General features: G+C 50.5%; 16 protein-coding genes. 12 read left to right on the forward strand and 4 right to left on the reverse strand.

The annotated features are described in order from the left end of the window. The 3 genes from OEM52_07305 to OEM52_07315 all read right to left on the reverse strand — a co-directional run. On the reverse strand, positions 1-612 hold a 612-nt coding region (locus OEM52_07305), incomplete at its 3' end, for a 50S ribosome-binding GTPase (GenBank protein MDK9699932.1). 141 nt (positions 613-753) lie between these two features. Further along, positions 754-1,095 (reverse strand): hypothetical protein, encoded by a 342-nt coding sequence (locus OEM52_07310; GenBank protein MDK9699933.1) that lies wholly within the window; start codon positions 1,093-1,095, stop codon positions 754-756. Between the two features lie 62 nt (positions 1,096-1,157). Then, a complete protein-coding gene (locus OEM52_07315) occupies positions 1,158-2,165 on the reverse strand; it encodes a hypothetical protein (protein ID MDK9699934.1) in 1,008 nt (335 codons plus the stop codon). Positions 2,166-2,303: 138 nt separating this feature from the next. Between OEM52_07315 and OEM52_07320 the strand changes: the two genes are divergently transcribed. The 8 genes from OEM52_07320 (at position 2,304) to scpB (ending at position 8,268) form a co-directional block, all read left to right on the forward strand. Then, entirely contained in the window at positions 2,304-3,164 is an 861-nt protein-coding gene (locus OEM52_07320) for a deoxyribonuclease IV (protein MDK9699935.1), read from the forward strand. Then, complete coding sequence (locus tag OEM52_07325) at positions 3,161-3,529, forward strand: DsrE family protein (protein MDK9699936.1); 369 nt, start codon at positions 3,161-3,163, stop codon at positions 3,527-3,529. Before OEM52_07320 ends, OEM52_07325 begins: the two co-directional genes overlap by 4 nt. Positions 3,530-3,717: 188 nt before the next feature. Beyond that, entirely contained in the window at positions 3,718-4,830 is a 1,113-nt protein-coding gene (locus OEM52_07330) for an alanine dehydrogenase (protein MDK9699937.1), read from the forward strand. A 29-nt stretch (positions 4,831-4,859) separates the two neighbouring features. Then, positions 4,860-5,162, forward strand: a complete 303-nt coding sequence (locus OEM52_07335) for a hypothetical protein (protein MDK9699938.1) — start codon at positions 4,860-4,862, stop codon at positions 5,160-5,162. Between the two features lie 85 nt (positions 5,163-5,247). Further along, positions 5,248-5,592, forward strand: a complete 345-nt coding sequence (locus tag OEM52_07340; GenBank protein MDK9699939.1) for a DMT family protein — start codon at positions 5,248-5,250, stop codon at positions 5,590-5,592. A gap of 131 nt (positions 5,593-5,723) precedes the next feature. Then, positions 5,724-6,722, forward strand: coding sequence for a tryptophan--tRNA ligase (gene trpS / locus OEM52_07345; protein ID MDK9699940.1), 999 nt, complete (start codon positions 5,724-5,726; stop codon positions 6,720-6,722). Next, entirely contained in the window at positions 6,715-7,557 is an 843-nt protein-coding gene (locus OEM52_07350; GenBank protein MDK9699941.1) for a hypothetical protein, read from the forward strand. The genes trpS and OEM52_07350 overlap by 8 nt, the downstream gene beginning before the upstream one ends. A gap of 60 nt (positions 7,558-7,617) precedes the next feature. Continuing rightward, positions 7,618-8,268: an SMC-Scp complex subunit ScpB gene (gene scpB, locus OEM52_07355; GenBank protein ID MDK9699942.1), complete on the forward strand. Its 651-nt coding sequence runs from the start codon at positions 7,618-7,620 to the stop codon at positions 8,266-8,268. Here scpB and OEM52_07360 read toward each other — a convergent pair. Further along, positions 8,237-10,639: an ATP-binding protein gene (locus OEM52_07360; protein ID MDK9699943.1), complete on the reverse strand. Its 2,403-nt coding sequence runs from the start codon at positions 10,637-10,639 to the stop codon at positions 8,237-8,239. The genes scpB and OEM52_07360 overlap by 32 nt on opposite strands. 285 nt (positions 10,640-10,924) lie before the next feature. On the opposite strand from OEM52_07360, the gene OEM52_07365 reads away from it, so the two are divergent. The 4 genes from OEM52_07365 to OEM52_07380 all read left to right on the forward strand — a co-directional run. Continuing rightward, the gene (locus tag OEM52_07365) at positions 10,925-12,706 is read left to right on the forward strand and encodes a short-chain dehydrogenase (protein MDK9699944.1); all 1,782 of its coding nucleotides are present in this window, start codon (positions 10,925-10,927) and stop codon (positions 12,704-12,706) included. 113 nt (positions 12,707-12,819) lie between these two features. Then, complete coding sequence (locus OEM52_07370) at positions 12,820-13,602, forward strand: hypothetical protein (GenBank protein ID MDK9699945.1); 783 nt, start codon at positions 12,820-12,822, stop codon at positions 13,600-13,602. Further along, entirely contained in the window at positions 13,593-17,024 is a 3,432-nt protein-coding gene (locus OEM52_07375; protein MDK9699946.1) for a hypothetical protein, read from the forward strand. The genes OEM52_07370 and OEM52_07375 overlap by 10 nt, the downstream gene beginning before the upstream one ends. An 84-nt stretch (positions 17,025-17,108) precedes the next feature. Continuing rightward, positions 17,109-18,949: hypothetical protein (locus tag OEM52_07380; protein ID MDK9699947.1), on the forward strand; the 1,841-nt coding region annotated here is incomplete at its 3' end.

Here is an 18,949-nt window from a genome sequence, read left to right on the forward strand (position 1 = left end):
ATAAGAGACAGCTTCTTCAATCACCGGGTGAAATTCGGGGTGGAAATGGGGACGAACAAATTTGGTAAGATGCTGTTTCAGTTCGTGTATCCCGACCCGCATCGTCGCAATCGCAGTTATTACGGGAACGCCTAACGCTTTCGATAACCCCTTCGCATCGATTGTGATGTGGCGTTCTTCCGCTTCATCCCACATATTCAACACGAGGATCAGAGGAACGTCATACTCGATGAGTTGGTGGGTCAATGTTAAACCGCGGAGCAAATTCTTCGCATCGATGACTTGGATAACGCCATAGGGACGCTTTTCGAGCAGGATGTCACGGGTAACCCGTTCGTCGTCGCTGCGTGGTTGCAGCCCATTGACACCGGGAGTATCGATGAATTCGTACTCGACGCCGCCGGTTTTCAGTCGACCGAATGTGACTTCGACCGAAGTACCGGGGTAATTCGATACGGTGACATACTTGCCGGTCAATAAACCGAACAGCACACTCTTGCCGACATTGGGATTGCCAATCAGGAGAATGCGGGGGAGCGCGGAATCGTTTGGAATTTCGCAGTGTAGCGATTCCGTCTTGCGGGTTGGGGTAGAGGTATGGGAATGGGACATCGTTCTCGATTCGACTTTATGAATTCTTTATTGCGATTGCGTCGCAATAAAGATAAGTCGAGAAGAGCCGGTTCTCCAATTCACGAACCGATGTGTATATGAAAGCCCGGAAATTTATCCGTTTCGGTCGGCACCTGCCCCTTATCGACTGTTTGTCAGGGGTAAAGTGTCAGGATGTTTTTTCGCTTTTTGCCGGTAATACCAACGGGCAGAGAAAAACACCAGTGCCATCATGATCGCGTATACTTCACCTTGCCAAACGCCAATTTCCGATTTCACGATCGAAGGAAGTGCAAGGGAAACATAGGCTACTGAGAAATATAGTGTCACACTAACGGCGCGTATATCACATTCCAAATCCGCTTTACTCCGAGCAGTAAACTCTTTTCGTAATCGTTTTGCAAAAAACGACAGAATGAATGCAAACAGAATTGTCGCACCAATTGCACTGATTGTGCCGATCACGATCGGAAATAAGTTCATACTAACCTCCTTTACATGCCAAAACACTGCAAGACAGTGGACGAACCAATACCGGATTGCACTTATTTATTTCTTTCCATCGCTCTGTTTCTTGTATCAAACTGAGTACCGAGTAAACGCGACCTCTCTTTGCACAACGCTTCTCGAATTTGTTCATTCTGCTCTTTGTATATCTGCTGGTCGATTGTATAGAGCGAGTCTAACTGCTGTTTCACGATTTGAGCAAGCAATTCACGTTTCTCTTCTGGAAAGTAGGGTTCCGATTCATGTCGAAAGCTGTTGTCGACTCGATCTGGTCTTGGCGGAGAAGTCAGGAGTCTCATCCTTGTTATAAGATTGGATTGTGTTTCATTTGAACCAGAGACATCAAAATACTCTCGTGTAAGCCAACCAACCTTAGCCGGTCTACCCGCAAGTATCCAAACAACTTCGTTGAGGGCTCGATTCAGAATAATATCGGAAACATACTCACATGAATCACGCTGTTTTGCATCTTCTTCGGTTAATTTAACAAACTTTTTGTATCTCTCTTTGTAAGACAGTTTTCGATCCTCCTCTTCTTGGATCAATGGTCCCCCATAAACAGTCTTACGGGTTTTTCCACCATAAATATGGACAGTGAATTGATCTGCAAGTTTCTTTTTCCCTTTTTCTTTAATTGTATATTTAAATGTTATTGTGTAATCACCAGGTTTTGGTACTTTGACGTATAGGTATTCTTCCAGCGTTTCATTTTTTGTGATTCTTCCCTTCCAGTTTAATTCCCCTTTATCAACAGTTAACCCTTTTGAAAGCTTGATTTGGATAGAAGCTGACGCGTCTTTGATATGCGGGCTTCCAAAGAAGCTAATAAAATACTTGATTGGAACAGAGTAAGTGGGGTCATACACAAGATAGGGGTCTTCTATTAATGTAACAGACAGTGGACTATAATAATAACGGCTTCGAGTGGTTGGCTTATCTGATCTTGTAAATGCTTGCGTATGATTCCAACTCAGACTTATGAAGAAAACAACAAGTATAAATTGTTTGATGTGGTAAGAGGCAAACCTCTGAAAAAGTACTTTCATTCTGAACCTTACTGTTTGTCATGGTTACTAAAGATAAGTTGAATCCCAAACCTGATCAACGAGAATTTGATTTACCAGAATTTTTCTTGCTCCTTGCCCTCAGACTCCCGATATTTCCCCCTTATACTGGAGTCGAGCATGATTTTAGGAGCGCACATCTCTACGGCAGGCGGGGTCGAAAAAGCGCCGCCGGGTGCGAAAGCGTTGGGATGCCGGGCAGTTCAGATTTTTGCCAAGAACCAGAATCAATGGGTCGGAAAACCGCTCAGCGAGAAGAACATCGCCGGGTGGAAAAGCGGATTGTTGGAGCATGGAATCGATCCGATGCATACCACCGTCCACGATAGTTACTTGATCAACTTATGCGCCCCGGACCCGGAGAATCGGCTAAAATCGATTCGGGCGTTCATCGATGAGTTGGAACGATGTGAAGTATTGGGTATCCCCTATCTGGTGAGTCATCCCGGTTCCCATCTGAAACAGGGGGAAGAGTGGGGACTCATCGAAATGGTACATTCGCTCGATGAGGTACACGCAGCGCTTCCCGGCTACAAAACATTGACGTTATTGGAAACCACCGCGGGACAAGGGACGAATCTCGGCTACAAATTCGAGCATATCGCTTTCATCCGCGAACAGGTGAAAGAGCCGGAGCGGATTGGTGTTTGTCTCGACACTTGTCACACGTATAGCGCCGGATACGATACTGCAACCAAGTACGAGGAAGTGATGTCGGAGTTTGACCGCATTATCGGACTTAGTAACTTAAAAGCATTCCATTTAAATGATTCGAAGAAACCATTCGCCAGCCGGGTCGACCGTCATGAGGATATCGGATACGGCTCATTGGGCTTGGAACCGTTTCGGCATCTTGTCAACGATCCCCGTTTTCAATACCACCCCGGAATTCTCGAGACGCCGGAGGGGGAAGCGGGATACGAGAAAAACTTGATGGTTCTGCGTTCATTAATCGATCCTGCAATCGGAGTTACCCAATGAATACCAATGTCATTTTAGTCGCCCACCGTCACTTGGGTACTGCTGATGAAGTTACTGCAAAGCTCTTGCAGAGCAGTGCCGATGAATTAGGTGAAAAGCTCTATTTGAATTTTTGGCGAACATTGGCGGAGGGGACCCACCGCCCCCGTTCGATTTGTTTCCTTCATCAGGCGGTAAAGTCGTTGCTGCCTGATTCACCGGTGCTTGACGCATTGAAAATTCTTGCTAACGATGGCGTTTCGATTTACGCCTGCCGGACGTGTTGCGACTATTACAAGATTACCGAACAAGTCGTTATCGGGAAAATTGTATCGATGGGCGACATCCAACAGGAATTGTTCACCGGTTCGGTTTTATCGCTGTAGGGGTTCGATTCATCGAACCCGAGTGAATCCTGTTTTGAGTGGACAGACAAGAGTGTCTGTCCTACCGGGTTTGTGTGGACTGGCGGGGGTGTCTGTCCTACCTTTTAAATTGAATTCATCAGTAGCGCGGTTTCGGTAGCGTTATCGGGTGATGCGAGTTATATTGCAAAAAACAACGTGAGCGATCTATGGACATTTCCCTGCTCAAGGAATCGTATCCTGAGGAAACACGAGTCTTACTAAATCCGGCGGGGGTCGGCGCACTGGTTGCAGCCGGACACCGGGTCTATGTACAAACCGGCGCGGGTGATCATGCCGGCTGGAGCGATGCCGAGTATCTGGCGAAAGGGGCTACTATCACCTATTCGATGGCGGAAGCGATCAGCCGTTCGGAATTGGTGGCAAAAGTACTACCCCCCTCGAAAGAAGAAATTGAATTACTCGAGCCGGATCAACTGCTCTTTTCGTTCCTGCTGATTACCGCGATGCCGAAAGCTGCGGTAGCACAGCTTAGTGAACGCCGGATTACTGCAATTGCGATGGAATCGATGATGCTGCAAAACGGTTCCCATCCGGTACGTGAAGCGATGAGTGAAATCGGCGGACGATTAGCAGTTCAATTTGCTGGAACGCATTTGCAAACCAATCATGGCGGGCGCGGGATTCTGCTCCCATCATTACCGGGAGTGCCGGGGGCGCAAGTCGCCATTCTCGGCGCAGGTGCTGCGGGAATTGCGGCGGCGCGGGCAGCCGTCGGTGCGGGGGCACGGGTACTATTGTTGGAACGCTATCCGGAACGGTTACGCGCACTACCCGATACGCTGTTTGTTCATCTCGAAACGATGGCGGCAATTCCTGATAACATTTCCCGAGTGTGCCAATTCGTTGATGCACTAATCAGCACGGTACACATGGAAGACAGCCCAGCGCCGCACGTTGTCTCGGCGGAAATGGTGAAGACGATGAAACCGGGCAGCGTATTAGTTGATTTATCCATCGACCAAGGCGGTTCAGCGGAAACATCGCGACCGACTTCGTTGCGAAATCCGGTATACGTCAAAGAAAATGTCACTCACATTTGTGTACCGAACTTACCCTCTGCCGTGGGACGAACGGCTTCGCATGTACTAACGAATATTATCACCGACGAGATCCTGCAAATCGCGGATTTTGGATTACAGGACATGCTTACAAAATCATCGATGATCCGGAATGGTTTATCGATTTGGCAAGGGAAAGCGACCCGGCAGACTATTGCAGAGTTTACCGGTCTTGAAGCAATTGATTTTCCAATGAATTAACGAAACCGATAACACACATAGGAGAGAACATGCGGTATCTGGTAATTTCGATGGCAGAATTGCAGGATGTTGAAGACCTCGAACGCGGTCTGGAATTGCGCCTTAAGGCAGCCGAAGCGATAAAAAAACTGTATAAGCCCGATGCGTTGTATTTTCTCGCCGACAAAATCGGTCTCTGTTTTATCGTGAATCTGGAATCGGTACAGAAACTATCCGAAGTGCTCGTGTTACTGAGCCGGGCTGGACTTCACGCCGAATCGATTCCCCTGCTTGACATAAATGAAATGCAGAAGCTGATGGCGGATATGGCGAATCCCGATTTGATTCTGTAGTAAAACGACTGCACATTCTTGTCAACGGGTTTGGGGCGCACCCGTGTGTGCGCCCATTTTCTATGTCAACAAATGAAGTTCAGTTATGAGTTTGCATGCTTGGCTGCCCATCGTGTTGCTGGTCGGTTCGAATATCTTTATGACGTTCGCATGGTACGGTCACCTTCGTTTCAAGTCCGCGCCGTTGCTGGTAGCGGTGTTGGCGAGTTGGGGCATCGCGTTGTTCGAGTATATGCTGCAAGTCCCGGCGAACCGGATGGGACACGGGTACTACACGGCGGCACAACTGAAAACGATACAGGAAATCATTACGTTGTCGGTCTTTGCTGTGTTTTCAACGCTGTATTTACATGAACCGATGCGATGGAATATTTTGGTCGGATTTGGTTTTATGTTGTTGGCAGGGTTCTTTATCTTTCACAAGTGGTAACTTTCAACCGGTTTTTCGGTCTTTACGATAGCCGCACGATTTTATAAGTATCGCACGCAATCATGGCGTTCAAACGATAATCGCGTGGACTAAAGTCCACGGCTACCATGAAAAACCAAACAGGTGGTACAATGGCGACGAAAAAACGAATTTTGTCGGGAATGCGTCCGACTGGAAAATTGCATTTAGGACACTTCACTGGCGCACTCGAAAACTGGGTGAAGCTGCAGGGCGAGTATGAGAATTTTCACCTCATCGCCGATTGGCACGTCTTGACCACCGACTACGAACACCCCGGACGGATTTGGGAAAACACTTACGAGATGGCACTCGACTGGTTAGCCGCCGGAATTGATCCCGAGCAGTCGCCGATTTTCCGGCAGTCGCAAATTCGGGAACATGCCGAATTGCATTTAATGTTCTCAATGATTATCAGCTTTGGACGATTGCAACGGAATCCGACGTTCAAAGAGCAGATTCGCGACCTTGGCATGGAAGATGAATTCAGTTACGGACATATTGGTTACCCGGTCTTGCAGGCGGCGGATATTCTTATCTATAAAGCGAATCTGGTGCCGGTGGGTGAAGATCAGGTGCCACACGTCGAATTGACCCGGGAAATTGCCCGACGGTTCAATTATCTCTATTGCCAGAACCGCGAACCGGTATTCCCGGAACCGGAGCCGCGCTTAACCGAATTCGCACGGTTACCCGGACTTGACCGGAAACGGATGTCGAAATCATTGGGCAATACAATTCTTTTGTCCGACACTGCCGATGAAATTCGCGTGAAACTGCGCGGCGCGATTACCGACGAACAAAAAGTCCGGAAAAACGATCCCGGTCGTCCCGAAGTCTGCCCGGTTTTTGCGTACCAAAAAGTATTCAACACGAATGAAGTTCCCGAAATCGAAGCGAATTGCCGGAGCGGAGCGCTCGGTTGCGTGGAGTGTAAACGGCGGTGCGGCGACCATATCATCGCATTTCTCGATCCGATGCAAGAGCGGCGCGCGAAGTATGCTGCGAAACCCGATTCGGTGATCGAAATTATCCATGATGGGGAACGGCAAGCGTCTATCGTTGCCAAAGAAACCATTGCGGAAGTACGCTCGGTGATGGGTTTTGAATAGCACGACAGCCATGTTGCAAACGGTCGAAGAAAATCTCAACGGCATCACATCGGCTACCATCGAAGAACCTGATTCGCAGGAGTCGATTTTCGAGGGGATTGTTACTATCGATCTCCCAGCTTTCAAAGGACCGCTCGACGTTCTCTGTTTTCTACTCCGCCGCGGTGAAATCGACAGCCGGAGTATTTCTCCGCTGGAAGTTGCGCAACAGGTTTTGAGTGCGATACCATTACTCGCGGGACGCGATATTATCGGTGCCGGGACGTCGATTTATTACGATGCGCTGATGCTCGAAGTGAAAGCTGCATTGTTGGGAAAAATCGGTCTCCCCGAAGTGAAGATGGTACAGCCGGGCGAGGACTCGGTTGAGCCGGGTGGCGAACGTGAGTATGGTGAGTTTGCCGCATTTCTTGCCCGCCGTTACCGGAGTTGGATCGGTACATTTCCCCGCGGCGATGCCGCTGGCGACTACATCCGGCCATTGTTGCCGGTAACGGAGAAAACCCGGAAAGCATTGTTGCAGGCGTACTACGAGTTACTGAACCGGCCGCAGCAATCGGTGCACATGTTAGCGTCGGAAGAAGAGCCCATCGCACGGCGGCGAGAACAGCTCATCACCCGGATTCCATTGCACCAGCCGATGACGTTGCAGGAAGTTTGGGAAGGGGAAACGTTACTCGACAAAGTGTTGACGTTTTTAACGCTGCTCGAATTAGCGACCCAACAAGTTGTTGTGATTGAACAACGGGACGACGACTCGATCTGGATTACCCGTATTCGAACACCTATGCAATTGGTCGACAATGGTTTCGGTGAGTTGACGTTATTCAAGTAGAGCAGACAAGAGTATCTGTTCAGCATCCGCAGACAGGATTGTCTGCGCTACGGAAAAGAAATGTTATCGCAAGAACAAGCACAAATTGAAGCGCTGCTGTTTGCTTCCGATGTTCCTCTCACCACGCAGCGGATCGCGGAATTGCTCGTACTTCCAGTAGGACGGATCGAACGAGAACTGGAGATATTGGAAGAGCAATACCGTGCGCAAGGACACTGCTTCTTTGTGGCACAGGAAGGGCGCGGCATCCGCTTGCGGACACTGCCACAATTTGCCGAATTGCTGATGGCGATTAACGGTGAAGCGGCGAAACTCAGCCGGCCGGCGCTGGAAGTATTGTCGATTCTCGCAATGCGAAAAACGGCAACCCGCCCCGAAATCGACCGGTTGCGCAGCGTCGATTCCGATAGCGTTGTCAATGGATTATTGGCAAGGAATTTAATCGAAGAGGCAGGACGGGATGATAGTCCCGGGCGTGCGATTAGTTATCGCGTCACCGACCATTTCTTGAAATTGTTCGGCGTCGCCTCGTTATCCGATTTACAGGAAGAATATTCAATAATGCATAAGCAGGCGGAAACCGAAACACCCGCTACTACTGAGACACCCTCAATTGATAACCCACACGAATCACCGTTGCCGGAGACCGTGCCAGAGACTTCAGAAGCCGACGAAACGGCTACCGACTCAGTGCCGACTTTACCGCAATAAGTAAATCGCCAATCCGAAATGGTTTCTGCAGGTAGGCGAACGGTTTATTGACGGTGAAGCGTTGCACGATGGTCTGTTGGGGAAATCCACTGGAAACAATAATCCGCAAATCGCCTCGCAGTTTTAGTAATTCATCCATCGTTTGTTCGCCGCTCATACCGGGCATTGTTAGATCGAGGAGAATTAGATGAATTCGGTCGCGATGCTGTTTATATAATTCGATTCCTTCTTCTCCACTTGCCGCGCATAATGTATCGATTTTCGAGATATCGAGCGCTCGGCAGACCACATTTCGAATGCTTTCCTCATCATCGATAATAAGAACCGCATTTCTCGACGCCATGTCAGGTTTCTCGTGTGCCGTGATATAATTCGCATTGTCTATTTTCAAAACCGGTTCGGGCAAGTAAACACGAATCGAAGTCCCTTTTCCCGGATTACTGACGACTCGGATCGCCCCACGATGTCCGCGTACAATTCCCAGTGCAGAGGGCAATCCCAAACCTCGGCCGGTAAATTTGGTGCTAAAGAACGGATCAAATATCCGGCTGACCGTTTCCACATTCATCCCGCACCCGTTATCGGTTACATCAATGAATACGAATGATCCCTCCGATATTTCCGCCGATAGAAACGATGACTTAATAAAGGATGAACTCAGGTGCTGCTGTCCCGATGCAATTTTCACGACACCGGAGGAAGTACCAATTGCTTCGATGGAATTGGTAAGTAAGTTTGTAATGATCTGCAGAATCTGATTTTGGTCACATTCTATTTCAGGAAGCTCGCTGGTTAAATCATATTCGATACGGACATTTGATGGGGTCATCGACGATAATAGTGTTTTTGCATTATCGATTATTTTCGTAAGCGATTCCGGTTTCAACGTAAATTTTCCCCGTCCGGAAAACTCGAGCATCTGTTTACTAAGGACAGTTGCCCGTTTGCAAGCGTTTTCAATCTTGTGTAAGTAATCGACGATGGTGGAATCTTCAGGAGACTTGATTAACGCTAACTCGACAAAACCAAGTATGCCTCCAAGCAGGTTGTTGAAATCATGCGCGACCCCGCCTGCCAACATGCCAAGGCTCTCGATTTTTTGCAGATAACGCATCCGCTCCCGCAATGCTTCGCGTTCACCTTCGGCAATGATACGGTGCGAGAGGTCGATAAACTGCGCTAAAAAGCAGTCTTTCCCATTTAACACCAAATGCTCCGCAGAGAGCAGACCAGTATGCTTTTCACCGATTGCATTGCAAAATGTAATCTCGTAATTGTGTAGTGTCGCACCTGAATCGTTGATCGCGCGGATGTGTAACAAGTCGTCGGGATTTTCAAACTGAGCAATCTCGGAGTAACTCCTGCCGAGTAACTCATCCCGGCACAATCCGATAATATCGCAAAGCGCTTGATTTGCATCGAGGATCGTTCGTTCGGGGTACGTGACCAGAATCAATGGATTAGGATTCTGCCGGAAAGCGAAAGCGAACTTCTCTTCCGACTCTCGCAATTTTTCGAGAATGCGTTGCCGTTCGGTAATATCGACTGATGAGACGATTATCCGTTGCCAGCTGTTTTCGTAACCGCTTGGTATCAATACTTTGGTGTGGATATATCGGCTTATTCCAGTCAAGGTCTTGACTTCGGTATCCTGTTCAAATTGACGTTTCCCCTGTGCCAAATCGGCTGTTCCATTCGCATACAACGAAAATGCGATTGGTGTAAACGTCTCGGGTAGCCGGTCAACTAACTCTTTTTGCGTGGAAGCTTCATACAATGTCAAGGTCGCTTGATTTACCCGCAGAATTTTAAGCTTTGATAAACATGCGATGGCTTCAGAGGGGTTGTCGTTAAAAAAACTATGAAAATCCACTACGCCTTGTTTGCGTAACTCATCCACATATTTTTTAACATCCGAGCCATCTTCCTCCCACAAGGAAAGCGGGGACTCTTCAAACATCGAGCGGAAGCGCTGCTCACTTTTTTCATACTCCGAAAGCAACTGTTTTTGCGGAGTAACATCGTCAATCAACATTACTGCTAAATCTTGAGAACCGGGTAACTGGAAGCAATCACGAAACCGGAGAATGCGTTTCGTTCCATTGGCAAGTGTAACCTGCCGTTCCTGTACCAGGGCAGAACGATCAGTAGGAATCGAAAGACTTTTGTCAATGGGACAATTCGAGTTACAACGCGGACAGTTTTCGCCAAACAGTTCTTGACATTGGCGATTAACCAGTGCTGGGTGTGGCTGCTCGAATAATTCGCCGCCAGCGGGATTACAGTAGCGAATCGCGAAATTCTTATCGCGGATTAGCACCGCTTCCGCCATGCAGTCGAAGATTCGAAAGTAGTTTTCGTAAGGGTTCATGGAAGGTAACGCTCATTTTCCCACAAAAACCGGGAATAAGGAAATGTGCTACATGAGTTTTAGAAGATTGTTCACCCTGAGAATTTTCAATTCACCTATGGTTGTTGTTTTATTTTACAAGCAGTTTGGTAATTTTGCAACCAATTTGGGGTACTTCCCGAAAAAAACTCTTCCCCGATTGCGCGAATCAGTTGGCATAGCTCTCTGCAAAAAAAATTCGTATTTTAGGGTTCACATCTCACAATCCCCTCACAGGGTAACCGCACTCGCTACGAAGGAGCGTTCATGGAAATCCGAGGTAAAACCATCCTTGTCTTAGGCGGCGCCGGTTTAGTCGGCCGGGCATTCTGCCGCAAACTGCTGAAACTTAACCCCCGCAAGCTCGTTGTCGGCGGTCTCTCCGAAGCGGAAGCCAACGAAGGCATTTCCGTTTTGAAGCCGGAAGCTGGTAATTGCGAACTTGTCCCGGTATGGGGAAACATTTTTGTCCGCTGGGACTTCAAAGACCTGCGTCGCAGTCCCGACCCGGAACAAGACCAAATTTTGAACAATCCCGCCCGCCGCAAGCAATTGCTGCGCGATATACTTGACCCACTGGACGCCGAAATCCTAACGGAAAACACGTTTGTCCGGTTCCTCGATGAGCATAAAGCGGATGCCGTGATCGATTGTATCAATACGGCAACCGGTATTGCTTATCAAGATTTGTATTCCCAGTCTGACCGACTGCGTTCCGAAATTGAAAAGATACGCAATGGCGCCAGTACCGATGCTGCAAAACTGGTCGACTTTACTGAATCGTTGATCGGTTCCCAGTACATTCCGCAACTAGTTCGTCACATTCAAATTATGTTTGAAGCGATGAAACCGACGAAACTCTCCCCCGAAACTCGTCGCCAGCATAAAGTCGAAGCATACATCAAGTGCGGTACTACCGGAACCGGCGGTATGGGCTTGAATATCCCCTACACCCACAGTGAAGGGAAACCGTCTCGCGTTTTGTTGTCCAAGACTTCGGTCGCCGGCGCGCATTCGATGCTGCTGATGCTGATGTCGATTACGCCAGATGCCCCGATTACCAAGGAATTCAAACCGGCGGCGGCAATTGCCTGGAAAGACATCCGCTTCGATAAGATTATACGAAAGGGTCGTCCGATTCCCTTGGTAGACGTGCAACCGCAGTACGGCGAGCAGTTGGGTGAAACATTCTGTCCGGAACAAGCAAATAGCGCGAAACCGACGGGACAAGACCTCCGCGCCGTGTTCATCGATACCGGCGAAAATGGCGTTTTCTCGGCGGGCGAGTTTGAAGCGATTACCAGTATCGGCCAGATGGAATTCATTACCCCGGAAGAAATCGCCGACGTCATGTTGAATGAGTTAATCGGCGGCAATACCGGTAAGGATGTTGTAAGCGCTATCGACGCCGCAGTCATGGGCCCGACGTACCGCGCCGGTGCGATCCGCGACAAGGCATTGAAACGACTCGCAGAGTTAGAGCAATCGGTGGGTTCCGATAGCGTCGCTTTTGAGATTCTCGGACCGCCGCGGCTGAGCAAGCTGCTCTTCGAGTCCTATCTCATGAAGCGGGCATTCGGCACCTACGAAAGCGCGTTCCAAGCCACGGCGGAAATGCGCCGCCACGCCGCAGAGGAATTGATTCGCAGCGATTCCGATTTACGTTCGCAAATTCTAACGGTTGGTTTACCGATTCTGCTCTCCGACGGCAAAACGGTGTTGCGTTCCGACCATGTGGTGATACCGCCGGATCCGGGCAAGAAGAAAGCCTTCCCGGTAACCGCCGAACGGGTCGACCAGTGGTGCTTTGACGGATGGATTGATCTCCGTCTCAAGAATTGGGAATGCTGGGGCGAACGGCTCAAGAAGATGAAGGAAGAAGCTGAATTGGATGATGGCAGCGAGAAAAGTTCCCGCTTCCATCGCGGCCGTGAGTTCTGGTGGCAAGGGCTGCCGGGCGGTGGCGAAGTCCCGGCACCGATTCGTGTCGGCGCAGTAGCCGGTTGGCTCTTCACCGTGGAAGACGAAGGCGAACGCATCAAGCGATAGTCTTCTTTGCATCGCATCGAAAAGGCGCATTCCCCTATGCGCCTTTTCTTTTTTACGTCGCGACTTCGTCACAGTCGCTTTCCTTCTCCCCGCCCTTCCCCTATCTTTCCTCTATGTTTCGATTTCTTGTACTGTTTTTTTGCATCGCACTGACAGCGAGTTGCCCGGCACAATCGCTATTGCGTCCGGCAGCAATGATTGCTTGGGGTGACAACCAATGGCTGCTCGCCGATGCCGGAACCGGAGAACTGTTTTTAGTCGAATCTGATGGGGAGTATCAACGCCACACGTTTGGTGCGACGCTGCGTGAGCCGGTTGCACTTGCCCGCGATGGGGTTTTTCTGTTGTGTTTCGACCGTTCGGAGAATACGATTGTAAAACTCAACCGCCGGTTGGAGGTCGTCGAAACGATGCCGCTTCCGGTTGAGTACCGCAACCGGTTTCGCAATTTGTTGGCGGTTACGCAATTCGGTGAACGGCTACTCATCGAGACCGACCGCAATGAGATTATCGCGTTCGATGCGTTTGCGAAAGAGACGTGGCGGATTCCGTTGCCGCTCACCCAATCGGTACTCGCATTGAGCGCCTGCGGCGACAGTATCGCCGTGCTATTCGATTCCAGCGATAACATCCAGCGCGGCATCTTTACTACCCGCTTCGGCGGTACCATGAAATCATGGCAAGTACCAACATCGGTGATGCCGATGCAAACCATCATCGTACAAGACCGCAGTTGCTGGGCTTTGCGGAATCATCAATTGTGGAGAATCAGTAACGACTCCACCGCAATCACACAACTTGATACCATTGCCACACCATGGCTGCTCGCCGCCAGCAGCCGCCATTCGCTTGCTTTCTACACTTCTTCCGGGATCCGAATTCTTCCGTGGCGATAATCGATCGAAAACAAATTGTCGCTTCTTTGTTCGCATTGTTCGGAGTGCGAATTTTCATAACAGCGCTTGCGATATTCCTCTTCTTCATGCACAGTCATGCGCAAACGATTACGTTCCCGGCAATCGATCCGACTCGCCATGAGTATGTCTTTTCACCGGGCGATTCACTCGGTCCCTTTACTTTGCCCCATCCATATTTACTGCACGAGTCAGATTCACTGGTCGCCGGAGAACGCTTATTAGTAAGGGGTCGCGATTACCGATTAGACGAAATTCCCGGAACGCTTTGGTTACTCTCGCCGCAACCGGGGGTTGAGTTGTTTGTGAAGTACAATGCGGCACCGCTCGCGCTCGACCGTCGGTTATTCCGAATGGAAATGAAAGAGTTGCAGTCGGACTCGCAAACCATCGTTCCGACGCTGGCAACCGTCGATCAGAAACAAGCCGCTGGTGCAGCCTCGGGTGAAGTGCGGCTAAACCGTTCCGGCAGCCTCTTGCGGGCGGTTACGGTCGGCACCGGTCAGGATGTCGGCATCGAGTCGGCACTACGGTTGGAAATCGATGGGAACGTATCGCGCGATGTGGAATTGCGGGCGGTATTGTCCGATCAAACGACCGGAATTCCACCAGAAGGAAACACGAAAACTCTGCGTGAATTCGACCGGATTTATCTCCAAGCGAAATCTCCCAGCTATGCGGTAACGATGGGCGATTATGAATTGGGATTCGGCGGTGGGAACCGGTTTCTTACCACGACCCGTAATGTGCAGGGCGCCGATTTTCAGTGGAAGAAACCGCGGCTCGGCGCGCAAGCGAGCGGCGCGATCACCCGCTCGAAGTACCGTTCGCTCACGATTACCGGTACCGAAGGAAATCAAGGCCCTTATGTTTTAACCGATGATGAGAAAAACATCAATGTCCCGGTCGTTCCCGGTTCCGAACGAGTCTATGTCGATGGAGTAGAAGTTGTCCGCGGCGAGACCGATGGCTACATCATCGATTATTCGACCGGTGAATTAACATTTACCCCACGCAAACCGATCCACGACGATTCTCGCATCGTTATCGAGTATGAGACGATTCCCGGCAACTACAACCGCAGTATCGTCGCAGTGCAGCAATCGGGTCGCACACCGGGTAAAATCTTTGAGTGGGGCGTCGGTTTGTTCCGGGAAGCGGACGATACCCGCAATCCCGTCGGCGTCGAGTTGGATGGCGCCGCCCGGGCAGCGTTGCAAGCGGCTGGCGGTAATGCCGGGAACGCCGTGTATAGCGGCGTAAAGTATGTTGGGGCGGGCAATGGCGATTACGTCCGCATCGACTCGACCGACAACGGTTCGCCACTCACTTTCTACCGCTTCGTTGCGCCCGACACCAGCACTGGAAACGCGCAAGGGGAGTATCAAATCAGCTTCACCCGGTTCGCCGGCGCCGGCGATTACAACTTAGAATTCAATGTCGAAGCGGCACGTACCATTTACGTATTTATCGGAACCGGCGCAGGCGATTACCTGCCGTTGGTACGAGTACCTTTGCCACAACAACACGATGTATTGGGAGTCCGCTCGACCCTACGGCCGTTTGATGGCGCTGCTGTTTCGATGGAATCGGCGTTCTCGCAATTCGATGCGAATACGCTATCCGACCGCAACGGCAAGGGAATTCGCGGCGGTGCACTGCAAGTCGATGCCGGATACCGCGCCCCCGACAATGACGGTTACTCGAAATGGCAATCCAAACTTACTTACCGGGAACTCGAAGCCGGTTTTCGTTCTCCCGCGAAATCGACTTCTTCCGAAGAGTACCGGCGATGGGGTTCTACCGATACACTCGGCACCGCGGGCGAAGTCACCCGCGAAGTATCGGCATCGTTTGCTCCGATTAAACCGTTGCGTATCTCCGGCAGCGGCGGCGACCAAGTCCGCGGCGACGGTTCGCAATCGCAACGGTGGAATGCTTCGACACAATGGATGTCACAATTACTTTCGGCGTATACGAGCATCGACCGTATCCACGCGAAATATCAATCCGGTTATCGCACTGATTGGTGGTATGGCAATCATACCCAGCGTTGGCAATTTGGAAAAGTTTCCCCCTCCTACACGACCCGTTTCGAGGATCGACGAAACGTAGGAACGACAACCGACGACGGTTCCCGACGATGGGATCACCACCTCGCAACAACCGTGCAGGGAATCGGCGCTCATACATTCTCAACTGCTTTCGACCGCCGTGACGATTGGAACCGTTCCGGGGAATCACTTACCCCTGCGCTGCGTTCGATTGGCATCGACTTCAATCACGCTCGCTCGGGCGATTTGATCACGACCGCGTCCGAGTATCATCATCGCGAGACCCGCTATCTGAGCGCCGATTCCCTGATCGTTACCGATCTGCTGGCAACCGAAGGAGCCGCGCGCACTTCGGGCGGGGGTGTCAATGGCGAATGGAAGTACACATTCAATCGAACCCGCACTTCAAAATTGACGCTGTTTGCCTACGAGGTGCCACTCGGACAAGGCGACCACATTCGCGTCGGCGATCAATTTATTCCCGATCCGGAAGGGGATTGGATTGTGTACACCCGTCCCTCCGGTGAGTATGAACCGGTACTGGAAGTGCGCGCCACTGCTGGGATTCGCATTGATTGGTCGAGGGTGAAACGCTACCGGATACCCGGCGTAACCACCGACACCCGTATCGAAATCGTGGAAAACAATACTTCCAGTAATACCCTGCCGGTATTACTGTTGCAGATCCAGCAGTTTCTCAAGGCGAATACTCTGTATGGAAAACAAGAACTGCGGCAGGATATCGCATGGGAACCGATTCGCAAGCAAACCTATCGCCTGCGTTGGAATATCTCGCGCGAACGGGAGAACCGGTGGTCGGGCGGCGGTCAGGATCGTCGTTTTGAGTTGTTCGCTTTACGTTACCATCATGCGAAATCGCAGCGGTTTTCTTGGTCAGTGGAAACGCAACGGGAGTGGTCGCGCCGGAATTATGTAATCGCTACAACTGCGAGCCGCGATGCGCTCTATTATCGATTATTACCGGGCTTGGTGTATCGCGAAGGGAGAGTCCACGAGTGGCTGCTCGATGCGGCGTTGCAATATGCGAAAGACCGTTCGATTCCCATCGATTGGCGCGAATTTGGGATAACGCCTGGCTATTCCTACTTAATCGGCACTGCCGGCAGAATTAATACCGAAGTGGAATGGCGCTCCGTTATTACCTCCGCCAAAACATTGCCTTACGATATTTCCTCCGGTCGACAACCCGGTTCCAATTGGCGATGGCAACTCCGCGGCGACTACCGGCTTGGTACGAATGTTACCGGGAGTCTTTTCTACCGCGGCATCAAAGACAACGCGACTCCCGTTCGTCATGAAGGACGCGCTGAAGTAATCGCATTCTTTTAATCACAATTATTTGTGAATTTTCTTGTCCAACCTCGCTCGATTCGCTACTTTCCCAACAAGACCTCTACTGCATAGGATCGCATCATGTCGTTTCGAACTTCGTTGTTTGTCGTAGTTTTCGCAGCACTCTTCACGATTCACGCCTTCGCTGAAACGGTGTTCATGCCGCGCACGCCCGCGCTTTCGCCCGATGGCAATAGCATCGCATTCTCCTTTCAAGGGGATATCTGGACGGTGTCGTCCAGTGGCGGGGAAGCGAAACGAATCACTGTGCATCCCGGTTACGAATTTCATCCAGTGTGGTCGCCCGACGGCAGCAGACTCCTGTTCGCGTCGGATCGGTACGGCACTTTCGATGTGTTTGTTATACCAAGTGGCGGTGGCATTCCCGACCGATTGACCTATGCCCAGCCAACCGACATTCCGCAAGCGTGGAGCAGCGACGGTAAAGAAGTGTATTTCGCATCGCGCGGGCAATTCGATTATCCAATGGATTACCAAATCTACAAAGTACCAGTCACCGGCGGCACACCCTTCCGCGTCATCGATTGCTTTGCTGAAGAGTTTGCTCCTACCTCGGACGGAAAATTTGCCGTCTTTGCTATCGGCAATAATTGGTTTGGCAGGAAAGGGTATCGCGGTACGTACCAATCTGATTTGTACCGCTGGAATCAGGGTGGTGAACCAGTACCAATTACGACTCATGCCGGTTACGACAGCGATCCGATGGTGAGTCCCGATGGCAATACGATTTATTTCCGGAGCGATTCAACCGGCACTTTTAATCTCTGGAAAATGAACCGCGATGGATCGGGTAAAACGCAACTTACCAATTTTAAGGATGATGGCATTCGCAATGCGCGGATCGCCGATGCGGGAAACCGGATCGTCATGGAAGCTGATAGCTCGTTGTATCTCTTCGATGTTGCCAGTGCAAAACAAACCCGTTTGGAGATTTCCGTTGCGAGCGATTTGCTCGAGAATCCGGTACAATTCAGACCGTTCGCCAATAATGTTGATGAGCTTTCTGTTACCAGCGACGGTTCCGAGTATGCGATGGCGATTCGTGGAGAACTCGCATTGGTGAATCGGGAAGTCGGCGGTCGAGCGACGTTGCCGGTGCCCGATCCCGCCCGCGATTGGCAAGTGAGTTGGAAACCGGGTGTGTCCGATTCCTTGGTATTTACAACCGACCGTTGGGGGAAACAACAAATTGCGATGGTCTTGTCCGACAGCGCGACGCGACCGCTCCGGAAAGCGAAACATCCGAAACTGGTTCGCCTCACGAACGACACATCAGAATGCCACCATGCGCAATGGTCGCCGCTTGGCGATCGCATCGCCTACATCCGGAACAATGGCGAATTGCGTTCGATGAAACCGGATGGCAGCGCCGATCAATTAATTTTCAACGGGTGGAATGAAGAGCAATACTCATGGTCGCCCGATAGCAAATGGATTGCATTCACTCACGAAGATTACGATTACAATTCCGATATCTGGGTGATACCTTCCGATGGCAGCGCACCGCCCGTAAACATCAGTCAACATCCCGACGAAGATGCGAATCCGGTCTGGTCGCAGGATGGCAGGATGCTCGCTTGGTCGTCGCGGCGTCATCAAAATCAGTTTGACGTTTACTTCGTTTACTTGCAGCGCCTCGATGATGAACGCTCTTCCGACGAGTGGAAAGAGTGGGAAAAGACTCGCGACAAACGCAATGGCGGCGATAAAGGCGACACCACGAAGAACGGTAAGGATAAAGAAAAAGATCACCGTAAAAAGAAAATCGAAATCGATACGGTGAAAATCGACTTTACCGATATTCATCGGCGGATTCGACGAATCAGCGATTTACCCGGCGATGAATTTGCCGTAGCGATTCATCCGAAAGGGGACAAGTTCTATTTCACTGCCGATGTTAA

The organism is bacterium (assembly GCA_030247525.1).
Lineage (GTDB): Bacteria > Electryoneota > JAOADG01 > JAOADG01 > JAOADG01 > JAOTSC01.

Bases quoted from the DNA above. Each gene is read 5' to 3' on its own strand.
- OEM52_07310 (MDK9699933.1), bottom strand. From the start codon at position 1,095: ATGAACTTATTTCCGATCGTGATCGGCACAATCAGTGCAATTGGTGCG.
- OEM52_07315 (MDK9699934.1), bottom strand. From the start codon at position 2,165: ATGAAAGTACTTTTTCAGAGGTTTGCCTCTTACCACATCAAACAATTT.
- OEM52_07320 (MDK9699935.1), top strand. From the start codon at position 2,304: ATGATTTTAGGAGCGCACATCTCTACGGCAGGCGGGGTCGAAAAAGCG.
- OEM52_07325 (MDK9699936.1), top strand. From the start codon at position 3,161: ATGAATACCAATGTCATTTTAGTCGCCCACCGTCACTTGGGTACTGCT.
- OEM52_07330 (MDK9699937.1), top strand. From the start codon at position 3,718: ATGGACATTTCCCTGCTCAAGGAATCGTATCCTGAGGAAACACGAGTC.
- OEM52_07335 (MDK9699938.1), top strand. From the start codon at position 4,860: ATGCGGTATCTGGTAATTTCGATGGCAGAATTGCAGGATGTTGAAGAC.
- OEM52_07340 (MDK9699939.1), top strand. From the start codon at position 5,248: ATGAGTTTGCATGCTTGGCTGCCCATCGTGTTGCTGGTCGGTTCGAAT.
- trpS (MDK9699940.1), top strand. From the start codon at position 5,724: ATGGCGACGAAAAAACGAATTTTGTCGGGAATGCGTCCGACTGGAAAA.
- scpB (MDK9699942.1), top strand. From the start codon at position 7,618: ATGTTATCGCAAGAACAAGCACAAATTGAAGCGCTGCTGTTTGCTTCC.
- OEM52_07360 (MDK9699943.1), bottom strand. From the start codon at position 10,639: ATGAACCCTTACGAAAACTACTTTCGAATCTTCGACTGCATGGCGGAA.
- OEM52_07365 (MDK9699944.1), top strand. From the start codon at position 10,925: ATGGAAATCCGAGGTAAAACCATCCTTGTCTTAGGCGGCGCCGGTTTA.
- OEM52_07370 (MDK9699945.1), top strand. From the start codon at position 12,820: ATGTTTCGATTTCTTGTACTGTTTTTTTGCATCGCACTGACAGCGAGT.